10 protein-coding genes are annotated in these 12,824 nt (G+C 46.9%); 4 read left to right on the forward strand and 6 right to left on the reverse strand.

The genetic code is table 11. The annotated features are described in order from the left end of the window. Positions 1-302 precede the first annotated feature (302 nt). From N7386_RS09800 to N7386_RS09815, 4 genes are all read right to left on the reverse strand, one after another. Positions 303-1,130: a hypothetical protein gene (locus tag N7386_RS09800; protein ID WP_086903656.1), complete on the reverse strand. Its 828-nt coding sequence runs from the start codon at positions 1,128-1,130 to the stop codon at positions 303-305. A 66-nt stretch (positions 1,131-1,196) separates the two neighbouring features. Beyond that, positions 1,197-1,523 carry a hypothetical protein gene (locus N7386_RS09805; RefSeq protein ID WP_086903657.1) on the reverse strand — a complete coding sequence of 109 codons (327 nt, stop codon included), beginning with the start codon at positions 1,521-1,523 and terminating at the stop codon, positions 1,197-1,199. A gap of 54 nt (positions 1,524-1,577) precedes the next feature. Next, positions 1,578-2,030, reverse strand: coding sequence for an acyltransferase (locus N7386_RS09810; RefSeq protein WP_086903658.1), 453 nt, complete (start codon positions 2,028-2,030; stop codon positions 1,578-1,580). A gap of 85 nt (positions 2,031-2,115) precedes the next feature. After that, positions 2,116-2,457, reverse strand: coding sequence for a hypothetical protein (locus N7386_RS09815; protein WP_086903659.1), 342 nt, complete (start codon positions 2,455-2,457; stop codon positions 2,116-2,118). 302 nt (positions 2,458-2,759) lie between these two features. Here N7386_RS09815 and N7386_RS09820 point away from each other — a divergent pair, with 302 nt between their 5' ends. Continuing rightward, positions 2,760-4,739: an ATP-dependent DNA helicase gene (locus N7386_RS09820; protein ID WP_164718008.1), complete on the forward strand. Its 1,980-nt coding sequence runs from the start codon at positions 2,760-2,762 to the stop codon at positions 4,737-4,739. A 74-nt stretch (positions 4,740-4,813) separates the two neighbouring features. On the opposite strand, the gene N7386_RS09825 is transcribed toward N7386_RS09820, so the two are convergent. Together N7386_RS09825 and N7386_RS09830 are read right to left on the reverse strand one after the other, a co-directional pair. Next, positions 4,814-6,763, reverse strand: a complete 1,950-nt coding sequence (locus N7386_RS09825; protein WP_086903660.1) for a TonB-dependent receptor — start codon at positions 6,761-6,763, stop codon at positions 4,814-4,816. 356 nt (positions 6,764-7,119) lie between these two features. Further along, positions 7,120-8,637: a methyl-accepting chemotaxis protein gene (locus N7386_RS09830; protein WP_086903662.1), complete on the reverse strand. Its 1,518-nt coding sequence runs from the start codon at positions 8,635-8,637 to the stop codon at positions 7,120-7,122. A gap of 470 nt (positions 8,638-9,107) precedes the next feature. On the opposite strand from N7386_RS09830, the gene pheS reads away from it, so the two are divergent. From pheS to ihfA, 3 genes are read left to right on the forward strand one after another with little or no spacing between them, the layout of a single operon-like run. Beyond that, entirely contained in the window at positions 9,108-10,091 is a 984-nt protein-coding gene (pheS, locus tag N7386_RS09835) for a phenylalanine--tRNA ligase subunit alpha (RefSeq protein ID WP_041413005.1), read from the forward strand. Between the two features lie 14 nt (positions 10,092-10,105). Next, positions 10,106-12,493 carry a phenylalanine--tRNA ligase subunit beta gene (pheT, locus tag N7386_RS09840; protein WP_086903663.1) on the forward strand — a complete coding sequence of 796 codons (2,388 nt, stop codon included), beginning with the start codon at positions 10,106-10,108 and terminating at the stop codon, positions 12,491-12,493. Positions 12,494-12,496: 3 nt separating this feature from the next. Next, positions 12,497-12,793 (forward strand): integration host factor subunit alpha, encoded by a 297-nt coding sequence (gene ihfA, locus N7386_RS09845; RefSeq protein ID WP_011716870.1) that lies wholly within the window; start codon positions 12,497-12,499, stop codon positions 12,791-12,793. Positions 12,794-12,824: the final 31 nt, after the last annotated feature.

Raw genomic sequence — 12,824 nt, forward strand, 5'->3', positions numbered from 1 at the left:
TTTAAGCTAACCGCTTTCTGTGTCGTTTGCAACAGCTAATTTTAACTAAATAAGAATATTTATGCGCTTTATGAAAATGTTTCATCTTGATGGTCGTTGGAGGTTAATCAACCGATTGCAAGAAGAACGAATACTTGAGGTTTGCTAGGATGGGCGCAAAGCCAACTCTGCTTTTAGAAACGTTCGGCAGCTAGAATAGCGGCAAGGATGGCAGATTTTATCTAGCAGTATTCTCTAGACTGGCGAGTGCGGATGAGTGTCAGTCACAGCGCTAATGCAGGATTAGTGCTGTGACATCCTTTTTATTGTGCTAAATATTTTCCAAACAGATGTTCAACTGTCTGTTGGCAATATTTATCTTCACCACGCCAATATTCGGCAAATACCCAGTCATTTTTGCCTTGGCGTTGTCTATCGACAGTATTGGGTTTTAATATTCCCAGACTGGCTAATATTTCGATTAATATTTGTCGCTCAGCTTTACTCGATTTTATTACACTCGCTAATCTTTTCTCCAATGCGCTGGGATAATCGCTCGGCTCAGATGTTTCGATAATCGTTAATATCTCCCTAAAACAGGCAATATCGGCTGTTGTTGGCTCTGGAATATCGGCATTGATAAATTGGCTTAAATCAAAATAGGTATACAAAATATCCCCATGGCGCACGCCGCCCCATTTAATGCGCTCGAAATTGAATACGTTAATATCCATCTCGTTATAGGATTCACTGCCTCGGATGCCATATTGACTGTCTCGGCAAATGCCACAGGTATAGGAGTGTGCCGTTGGTTTGCCATCCGTATAAGAAGTGCCTGAAATGACGGGCGCATATTGGTGTGATGGGATTTTTTGGGCGATCGCATAGGATGTAAGGGATGAGCGCCAATCCAATCGCCTAGAGGTTAGACTGCTTAAAAATCCTTTTGTTACTTGTGTTTGCGATATGCCTTTCACTAGCGCTGTGATGGCAAGGATGCATTCATCGTGGGAGATAGTTAAAGGATCAAACATTAATCCCTTCGATTTGGCGTAGTTAAAGTCGGACTCGGAGAGACTTCTATTTTTGGCGTCAATCCAACCATTCTTCCAATAGGTGGAGAATAAAATCCTTTTTGCTTTTTTATCCATATCTGATTCTTTTTTATCTTTTAACAATTGGGTTTAATGTATCTTAAAAAATCTTAATTAAAGCGGTTAACACTCTACATTTATATAAGCATCGTTTTGATAGTAATAACTGACAGCATGAATTAAGTCATACAAGCTGGTATTAGGCCGCTGTTGCACTAAATTAGCCTTGATGCTTTGTAAATCGGCAATGCTTAAAACGTATTGATAGCCTTGGGTTTGTGGAAAGAGAGGCTCATCCTGTTGGTCGCGTTCTTCTTCAAGCTCATCGTCAATGATTAACACCGACATTGTAGGACTTAATGGTTGCTCTAAGGTTTTATACACATCCAAGTGCCACGAAAAAGAACCAAGTTGAGATAATAGGGTTTCCAAGGTTAATGTTAATCGCATGAAATATCCTTTTGAGCGAGCATCATTTACATCATTTGGACGAGTTAATTAGGGTTAAGGATTCAATAGACCCAGCATGAATTTGGTTAACGTAAATGATGAGAAAATAAACAGTAAATTAATCAAGGCCCGCATAATCCAAGGTAATGCGCCGTAGAAAAGGCCATATTTATTTGAGGCAATCACGATAATTCCCATGATGCCAAACCAGGGGGTAAAAAAGAACATGGCTTGCCATTTAACCAGAGCGATGGCGAGATCATGTAGCGCACCGCTGACCAAAAAGGTGACGAGTACGGCGAGCCACATGGGCAGAAACTGACTGCTAGGACGCATGACATTACGTGATAAATAATAACCCCAAATCGGATTCCAATAATGCCAAAAAATGGGGAATGACTTAGCGCCAAGGGCGCGGGATAGCATATTCCTCATCGAGTGATTGGCACCCAGTGGCACACCATTTCGCTTTCTCACATATTGTGACAAAGATAATGTCGTTTGCATGGTTAATCCCTATGTTCCAGGCTTACCTTCTTAGTGAGCTATATGCAGTCTGTTTTGCCGTCTAATATAAGCTTATCAATATTGATTACAGCACTGCATCAGGCAAGCAGTAAGTTATGCTTTTATCTGCCATAGCATAACAGGTTTGGTCATTCTTTTCGGGTGAGGGCCTTATGAAGAGACCTGGGTTGCCATTAACACGAATAAGCTGCGATTGATTATCCTGTTTCATAAAAATGGTTCCTCCATTTTCGAGCAAGACATCAACTAGGTATTCGCTCATATTGGCGCAAATTGCGATATCGCAGGATTCAGAGCGTTCTTCCTGCCCATTAATAACGAGGCATTGTGAAGTCACCTCATCACAACCTGCCCATGAGGCGGGGTTAAAAGCCAACAATAGTAAAAAACCAGAAAGGTATTTCATTGAATCATCCTGTCGCGTTATAAACGTTCATCCGTGGCAAGGAGCACCAATCTTTTAAGCGTATTTTCGACTGGCCACCAAACTTCGTAATATTCTCGCATAGAACTATGTGCATGTTGAATTCGGTGCAGGACTGAAACTATTGGTATTATTAGGCGGGCTTAATTACACTGCGGCCTTACGGAGTCAGGCTCCTTAATAATTGTTTACGACTTAAGCCACAGTCCGCCATCTTAGAACCGTATTATGTTAACCCTATTAAAGGACCTCGCACGCCCTTGAATCACTCCCGACGCCCAGCGATGCGGCAAGCCAAACTTCAGCAATCCAATCTGCAGTCGAGCGACGCTCAACGTCCAATGAGCCGATTGGCGAGTGAAGTGCTGCGCGCTTTTGCCAGCGATGGGGTGCTTGCCAAGCATATTCAAGGGTTTAGTGCGCGTCAGAGTCAGATTGAAATGGCGCAAATCATCAGTGAAGCGATTGCCAGTAAGGGCAATGCACTGATTGAAGCGGGCACTGGGGTCGGTAAAACCTTCGCGTATTTAATTCCGGCGATCTTAAGTGGCAAGCAAGTAATCGTGAGCACGGGCAGTAAAAACCTGCAGGAGCAATTGTTTTTAAAGGATTTACCCGCATTGACATCTATGCTTGGGATTGCGCCCAAGCTTGCGTTATTAAAAGGCCGCAATAACTATTTATGCCAATATCGACTCGATAGGCAGATGCAGGAGGCCAGCCATATTGAGCCGCGCTTATTGGATGATTTGCTCAAAATCAATCAATGGGCGGGTATGAGCAAAGATGGTGATATCGGTGGCTTAACCTCTGTTGCTGAAAACTCACCCGCGCTTCCCTTAGTGGTCAGTACCAAAGAGACCTGTCTTGGCCAGCGCTGCGAATTTTATGATGCCTGTTTTACCCGCAAGGCCCGCAGCCGCGCCATGGACGCAAAAATCATCGTGGTGAATCATCACTTATTCTTTGCCGACAGCGTGTTAAAGGATACGGGCTTTGCCGAGCTGTTGCCCGATCCCGATGTCGTGATCTTCGATGAGGCGCATTTGTTGCCAGACATCTGCGTCAGTTACTTTGGGCAGCAATCGTCGAGTCGCACCATCGATGATTATCTGCAAAAGTTATTGCAGATTTATCAAACCGAGCTCAGCGATACGGGGCAGATTGCTCAATTTTGTCAGCGCTGTTTAACCAAGTTAAGTGATTGGCATAATGCGTTATTTTCGAGCGGCGAGTCGGACTGGCGGATGCAGCTTGGTAATAAATCCATCGCCTTAGCCTCTTGGGATTTATTGGCTGAATTAACCGCACTGCAAAAGCTGTTACTTGTACACGTGGGGCGCAGTGAATTATTGGATGATATTGCGGTAAAGCTGACTGAGCTTAATCATAAACTGACTCAATTTTTTAATTGTGATAACCCGCAGGCGGCGTACAGCGTTGAGTTTGGTAGCCGATTTGTCATGCTACGTATGTCACCCATCAATATTGCTCGCGAGTGCCAGCAGCTATTTGTCGCCAATACTAGCTGGATTTTTACCTCGGCGACCTTGCAAGTGAACCGCAGCCTAGGGCATTTTGCACAGGAGCTTGGGATAAGCGATGCCAAGGCGCATATTTTAGACAGTCCCTTTGATTATCCGCGTCAGGCGTTATTTTGTGTGCCGAGGCAACTGGGAAATGTGGCGAATCAACAGCAAGCGCTTAAGCAGTTAGTCGATGTGTGTGTCAAAGCGATTGAGGCGGCGCAGGGGCGAACCTTTATTCTGTTTACCAGCCATAAAATGCTCGAGCAAACCGCGCTGGCATTGCGCACACGAACTCAATATCCGCTATTGGTGCAAGGGCAGGCGGGCAAGCAGAGTCTGCTGACCAAGTTTCGCCAACTAGGGAATGCGGTGTTACTGGGCACGAGCAGTTTTTGGGAAGGGGTGGACGTGCGCGGCAAGTTATTAAGCTGCGTAATTATCGATAAGCTGCCCTTTGTGTCTCCCGATGAGCCGCTTTACCGTGCCCGCGCCGACAATATCAGCCGTCAGGGCGGCGATCCTTTTACTCAAGTGTCGTTACCTCAAGCGATTATTGCGCTCAAACAAGGGGTTGGACGTTTGATCCGTGACGAAAAGGACTGCGGGGTACTCATTCTTTGTGATAATCGAATTGTGAATCGCGCCTACGGACAGGCGTTTTTAAACTCATTGCCGCCGATGGCGCGCACCCGAGATTTAGACCAAGCCCTGCAATTTTTAAGGAAAATCCCTTAATCGTCTTGTGATCTAATACGTCATGCTTGCCGAACAACGGATGAAAAAGGCCTGCCGTAGCAGGCCGTTAAAGATTAAAAGCTTGCCGTTACCCCAGCATAGACACTGCGGCTCTTTTGAATGTAATCCAAATCGGTGGCAATTTGATCGCGCTCGGCATCTGTCAGGTTAGTTACTCCTAGTTTGACCCTAAACATTGGGTTTATTTGATAATTAACGCCGATATCTAATGAGCCATAACCATCAGACTTGACCTTAGTTCGCAGATATTGTTCACCCGTGTAGTGGTAGGCGATAAAGGTGGATAATCCCTCCAGCGCTTGCCATTGCAGTTTGAGGTTGTAGCTATCTTCGGGTGTTAGGGTAAAAGGCGCGCCATTTTGCTTATCCTTGGCATCGGTTTTACTGTAGTTGCCACTCAGGCTTAAGCTGTCGGTTAACTCGTACCATGCCTGCAATTCCCACCCGGTAATCTTAGCTTCATTAACGTTTTGATAAGTGAGTACCGCGCCAGGGGTTCTGTCCCAAGTTTCGGTGATGATTTTGTTTTCCACATCATTGTGGAAATAGGTGACTGAACCGCCAAAATCGTCCGCTTGATATTGGGTCGATAGCTCGTAGTTGACCGAAGTTTCGGGTTGTAAATCGCCATTCCCGGCCACAGAGCAGGCGCCGCGACAGGCTGGGATAATATAATCGGCTTGAGACTGCGACATATTCGGAGCTTTAAAGGCTTTACCCCCACCACCTTTGACCACCCATTCGGAACTGAGCGGATAAACCAGATACAGACGAGGGCTAAATTCGGTGCCATACACATCGTGGTGATCGACTCGTCCGCCGAGGGTGAGGCTAAGTTCCCCTAAACTGAATTCGTCCTGCAGATACAGCGCCGCTTGGCTATCGTCTAGCGTGCCATCGCCTAAAATATTGCGGCTGTTCTCAAGTTTGGTCCAACGGTATTCGGCGCCGCCAGTGAGCATATGTTCGCCGAGTAACACTGTGGTTTGCCCATCAAGATTGTGGTTTGTTTGAGTAATATGGCCAATTTGTGCGATCAGCGCCGAATTATCGGTCACTTCGACATTTTCATAATAATAGCGTAAGCGCGTATCGCCCCAATCCCAGCGGCCATTATGGGTAAGGCCTGAACTGATGCGTTCTGCCTGCTGGTTGTTGGTCAGGATAGTGCCGTAGTTATTCCAATCGGATTCACGCTCATCGTTGGCGTAACTGATATCAAATTGCAGATCCTGCTGCGTGTCGATTAACCATTGTAGATTGGCTAAGGCGCTGATTTCATCCCTATCTTCAAGCGCATCTATGGCCGGTTTTAAGTCAGAACGCCATGCATCACGTTTATTGCTATCTACAATCAAGTTCGCCAGCAGTTTGTCTTTAATGAGCGCACCGCTGCTGTAGAAGTTGTATTTAGTGCTATCTCCACCTTCACCACTGGTTGGCGTGTCGTATTGCACGCCAATACTGGTTTGCCAGCTTTCGGTCGGTTGACGTAGGATGACGTTGACTACACCGCCCAAAGCTTCGGAGCCATAGAGGGACGACATGGGGCCACGGACAAGTTCAATACGCTCGATGGCTGACATGGGGATAGACGATAGGTCAAAGTCATTACCGTAGTTGGAGGTTAGCGCCTCACGGGAATTGACGCGGCGACCATTGATTAAGATTAAGGTGTAGTCGGAATCTAGGCCGCGAAGGCTGATTTCGTTACGGCCATAGGGCGTACCTTCACTGATATTCACTCCCTGTAAATAGCGAACGGCGCTGGCGAGATCGTCGATCACTAAAGCTTCAAGCTCACTACGATTGATCACCGAAACCGATGCTGGCGCCGAGAGCTCGGAGTGTTGTGTTTGAGTGGCAGTGATGACCATGCGTTCCATCTCGGGCGCATCTTGTGCTTGAGCGAGTGTGGCGGCCGCGCTCAGTGTTAAGGCGATGGCGCAGGTGAGGGCGTTACGGGAAAATCGCGGCAGGCGGATATCAGGTTGTGCAGGCATTTCATTCTTCCTTGTAAAATTTTGGCGAATGATAATTATTCTTAAATGTGCCAGCAAGTTGCTCTCGTCGAGAAACGTGTAAAGCTAGTGTAAATATTTGCATGAATAACAATAAGATATGGTATCTGATGCGGTTATCTTGTGGTACGTGATAACAAAGTGCCTAACCAATTACCGCTACAAACGACTGGCGCTCCAACCCATGAATTTGTTTGGTGTCCGGCGCAATAAGACGATGCTAGAGAAACTTAAAAATCAAATACGCAAGCGAGGGAAGAAAGGGGAAAGGACGTTACAGAAGAAATAAAGAAGGGATAAAACTATCCCTTCTCAGCTTAACTCAGACTTTTTAAGAATTAGACTTTTAATCCAACCATCAGTTGGTCAAGTTGTCCCGCAGTGGCTTGCAATTCATCACAACCCGACACAGACTGGTTCGCCGATTGCTCGACATCGTGGGATTGATTGCGAATTTCCATCAGATTGGTCGCGATTTCGTTAGCCACAGCCGATTGTTCTTCGGCTGATGTTGCGATTAGCACACTCATTTCGAACACACGGCTGCTGTGGTGGGCAATTGACTCGAGATCTTTACCCGTTTGCAGCACATGTTGCTTGCCTTCACTCGCTTGGCTAACGGTGCGCGACATGACTTGCGTCAGGTTGCGGCTACCTTGTTGCAATGACTCGATCATCGACTTGATTTCAACCGTTGCTGCCTGTGTGCGACCGGCAAGGGTTCTCACCTCATCGGCGACCACCGCAAAACCTCGGCCCTGTTCGCCTGCGCGCGCCGCTTCAATCGCGGCGTTGAGGGCGAGTAGGTTCGTCTGCTGCGAAATGGCATTAATGGTCGACACTACTTCATCAATTTTACTGGCGTTTTCGTTGAGGATATTCACCGCATCTGAGGCCGCAGAAATCTCATCAGACAGTACATCAATCGCGCTAACTGTGGTTTCAATATCCTTAGAGCCCGCATTCACCTGCTGATTCGCCTCTTGGGTTTCGGCTGAAGATTGCTCGGCGTTACGCGCCACTTCTTTAACCGCGGCGGTCATTTCTTCCATTGCCGTGGCTAAGGAATCGAGATGCTGACGTTGATTGACCGCAAGGGCTTGTCCTTGCTGCGCCGTGCTTCTAAAAGATGAAACCACTTCCCGAATTTTGCTGGTGGATTCAGCGATTTGCTTTACTAGGGTATGTTGACGTTCAACGAGAGTGTCGATGCTGATCGCAAGAATGCTGAACTCATCTTTCACTTCGAAGAAGTTTAATCGGCCAGTCAAATCCCCCGAAGCGGCACGTTTGAGCGCCATAACAGTGGTATAGAGTGCGCCACCCACAAAGGTGGAAATGTAATAGCTAAAGAGGAAGAGCACGAATAACAGCACCGCCATCACGCTATAAACCAAGAGATTATCGGCAGATAACAGGGCATCGAGTTGACGCTCGTCCACGGGAATAATGGTTAGCATATTGTGCTCGTTCACTGAGCTTATCGCCCTTTGAGGTGAACTGCTGGTATCGATACCGCCACCGCTGCGCGCAATGGTTTGCGCGCGGCTGTCGGCCTCTGAAACCGTGATAATTCGAACATTCTGCATCCCTTGGCTTAACAGATTAGGGAGATTTTGTTGTTCTTGTTCGGGCAGTTTGTTATAGACCTGCGCCGCGAGTTGATTGATTTTCTGTGACGAGTCCTGAATGCCGTTCAAATGGCTTTCGAGCAGGGTGTCCCTAAACTGAGTATTTAAAAAGACCGCTAATCCCACAATCATAAACATGGGAACTAGGGCGAGAATTGCAAACTTGGTTTTTAAGGTCATGTGGATAAGATATTGATCTATCCAGCGAAATTTAACTTCTTTCATTAGCGCCTCGATAAATTGGGCTGTGACCAAATGGATATCGGTCGGTTTGCCATAGACTTTATGATTTTCTGTTTAGTAAGCAGTTGCTTGTATTATTGTTGTCCAATTGCGGCATTTTTGTTTGTTTTGCAGCAATTTTGGCAAGGTACAAACATAAGTTTACAGTTTAGTTACATGTGTCGCTAGTGGTTAGTGTCCGATGAGGCGATTGCTGTAAAAATCAGCAAATGTTTTTCCAAGGTGTCAAACTCGACGGATTTGTTGGGGTAACACATGAATTTGCATGATAAAAACCCCGAATAAACCCTAGTAATATGCCGCTCGCTCGCGTAAAATTTCTCTCCTTTTATTTCGTTATAGCTAGCAAAGCGTCTGGCATTAACGCCCGATAACCTGAGCACCCAAATAGCCTGAAAGTTTGGCGCCCATAGCACTTGTTTATCAAGCGCGACTATGCAGTGGAAGAGAAAATGCAGCAGTTAACTGAGATCGTAGAACAAGCCTTAGTCATTATTGACCAGGCCAGTGATCTAAAAGCACTGGATGATATCCGTGTCGATTACCTAGGTAAGAAGGGTAAGATCACCGACATGATGAAAATGATGGGCAGCTTAAGTCCTGAAGAAAAACCCGCTTTTGGTCAGGCGGTCAATGATGCGAAGCAGGCCATTCAACAGAAATTAACTGAGCGCATCGACGGCCTGAAAAGTGCCGAACTGGAAGCCAAGTTAATCGCCGAAAAGATTGATGTGACGCTACCTGGCCGCACTATCGACATCGGTGGCTTACACCCAGTGACGCGCACCATTGAACGTATCGAAACCTTTTTTGGGGAATTAGGGTTTACGGTAAAACAAGGGCCAGAAATCGAAGATGACTTCCATAACTTCGACGCCTTGAATATCTCTGAGCATCACCCAGCGCGTGCCGACCACGATACGTTTTATTTTAATCCTAAGCTGATGCTGCGTACCCAAACGTCGGGCGTGCAGATCCGTACTATGGAAACTGAAAAGCCGCCATTGCGGATTATTTCACCGGGTCGTGTGTATCGTAACGACTACGACCAAACTCACACGCCAATGTTCCACCAAGTGGAAGGTTTGCTGGTGGATGAAAACGTTAACTTCGCCGAATTAAAAGGCGTGTTACACGACTTCCTGCGTAACTTCTTCGAGGAAGATTTGCAGGTGCGTTTCCGTCCTTCTTATTTCCCATTCACTGAACCTTCAGCCGAAGTGGACGTGATGGGTAAAAACGGCAAATGGTTAGAAGTGTTAGGCTGCGGTATGGTGCACCCGAACGTGCTACGTAGCGTGGGCATCGATCCAGAAAAATACTCTGGTTTTGCTTTTGGTATGGGCGTTGAGCGTTTAACTATGCTGCGTTACGGCGTAAACGATCTACGTGCGTTTTTCGAAAACGACCTGCGTTTCTTGAAGCAATTTAAATAACGGAGCTGTATAGCATGAAATTTAGCGAATCTTGGCTTCGTGAGTGGGTCAATCCTGCCGTTAGCCGTGAAGCATTATCCCACCAGATCACTATGGCAGGCCTTGAAGTCGATGGCGTTGATGCCGTGGCTGCCGAGTTCAACGGCGTTGTGATTGGTGAAGTGGTCGAATGTGGCCAGCATCCAGATGCAGACAAACTGCGTGTGACTAAAGTCAGTGTCGGCAGTGGTGAACTTATCGATATCGTTTGTGGCGCACCAAACTGCCGCCAAGGTCTACGCGTTGCCGTTGCCATGGTTGGCGCTGTATTGCCAGGCGATTTTAAAATTAAAAAGGCTAAGCTGCGTGGTATGCCTTCAGAAGGCATGCTGTGTTCATACAGCGAGCTAGGCATCGACATCGACAGCGATGGCATTATCGAACTGCCATTAGATGCGCCATTAGGCACGGATTTACGTGAGTATCTCCAGCTTGATGACGCTGTGATTGAAGTGGATTTAACCGCTAACCGTGCCGACTGTTTAGGCATGGTGGGTCTGGCCCGTGAAGTCGGCGTGTTAAACCGTGCTGCTGTGACTGAGCCACAATGGCAAGCTGTTACGCCAACGATTGATGCCAAAGTGGCTATCAATGTGAAGGAAACCGCAGCTTGCCCACGCTACTTAGGTCGTGTGGTGAAGAATGTGAACGTGAAAGCGGCTACGCCATTATGGATGCAGGAAAAACTGCGTCGCAGCGGTATCCGTTCTATCGATCCTATCGTCGATATCACTAACTTCGTGTTAGTTGAATTCGGTCAACCTATGCATGCGTTCGATCTTGCCAAACTCACTGGCGATATCCAAGTGCGTTTAGGTAATGGCGAAGAGAAAATCACCCTGCTCGATGGCAGCGAAGTGACCATTCCAAGCGACACTTTAGTGATTGCCGACGATGCTCGCCCATTAGCGCTTGCTGGCGTATTTGGTGGCGAATATTCGGGTGTGAGTGACACCACGCAAGACATTCTGCTGGAATGTGCCTTCTTCGCACCGTTAGCGATTATGGGTAAATCACGCCGTTTAGGTCTGCATACTGATTCATCACACCGTTTCGAGCGTGGTGTTGACCCTGAGATGCAGCATAAGGTTATGGACCGTGCGACTCGCTTAGTGTTGGATATTTGCGGCGGTGAAGCGGGCCCTGTGGTTGAAGCCAAGTCTGACGCTGATTTACCAAAGCCTGCGCAAATCTTATTGCGTCGCAGTAAGTTAGATAAAACTCTGGGCCACCATGTTCCCGATAGCGACGTGGTTGAAATCCTCGAACGTTTAGGTTTTGGCGTCGTTGTAGGTGAGGGTAGCTGGCAGGTCACGACCGCCACTTACCGCTTCGATATGGCGATTGAAGAAGACTTAATCGAAGAAGTCGCGCGTATCTACGGTTACAACAACATTCCAAACGTTGCGCCTGTGGCGTCACTGCGGATGTCTGACCATAAAGAAACCGACTTAAGCCTTAAGCGCGTACGTTCGCTGTTAGTGGCCCGTGGTTTCCAAGAAGCCGTGACTTACAGTTTCGTCGATCCTAAGCTGCAAAATCTGGTTCACCCAGGTGAGCAAGCCATGGTATTACCGAACCCGATTTCTAGCGAAATGTCGGCCATGCGTTTGTCGATGTTCACAGGATTATTGACTGCGGTTGGCTACAACCAAAGTCGTCAACAGGGTCGTGTGAGACTTTTTGAAACTGGCCTGCGCTTTGTTCCTGATATTAATGCAGAATCAGGTGTAAGACAGCAAGCTATGCTCGGTTGCGTCATAACTGGCCTCCAAAATGACGAACATTGGGCTATGGAATCGAAAACTGTTGATTTTTTCGACCTTAAAGGCGATTTAGAAGCAATTATCGGCTTGACAGTTTCCGCATCAGAATTTAGCTTTAGAGTAGCGACGCATTCTGCTCTTCATCCAGGGCAATGTGCTGAAATATTGAGAAATGATCGAGTGATCGGTCATATAGGTGCTATCCATCCTAGTTTGGAGAAGCCTTTTGGACTCAATGGTAAAACCATCGTTTTTGAGTTGGAATTGGATGCTTTATTGCATACCAGTTTACCGCTAGCCCAAGCTGTATCTAAGTTCCCGGCTAATCGTCGTGACATCGCAGTAGTCGTAGATGAAAGTGTATCTGCAGGCGATGTAATGAAATTGATAAGAAAAGTTGGCGAAAATCAGTTGGTTGGCATAAACTTGTTCGATGTATACTTAGGTAAAGGTGTTGAGCCCGGCAAGAAGAGCTTGGCGATAGCACTTACATTACAAGACACTACTCGTACACTTGAGGAAAAAGAGATCGCTGAGACAGTAGATTCAGTTGTTTCTGCCCTGAAGACCGAGTTCAACGCATCGTTGAGGGATTAAAGTATGGCACTTACCAAAGCCGAAATGGCAGAACATCTTTTTGAAACACTAGGAATTAACAAGCGTGTCGCCAAAGAGATGGTTGAGTCGTTCTTTGAAGAAATTCGAGGCGCACTTGAAAGTGGTGAGCAGGTCAAGTTATCTGGCTTTGGCAACTTTGACCTTAGGGATAAGAATCAAAGACCGGGAAGGAACCCAAAAACAGGCGAGGATATCCCGATTTCCGCTCGCCGTGTCGTGACCTTCCGTCCCGGCCAGAAACTGAAAACTCGCGTAGAAGCTGCTAACGCGGGCAAGTAATTTCTTAAAGTTTGATAGGAAAGCCACTCCA

Source organism: Shewanella sp. GD04112, assembly GCF_029835735.1.
In the GTDB taxonomy this organism is placed as follows: domain Bacteria; phylum Pseudomonadota; class Gammaproteobacteria; order Enterobacterales; family Shewanellaceae; genus Shewanella.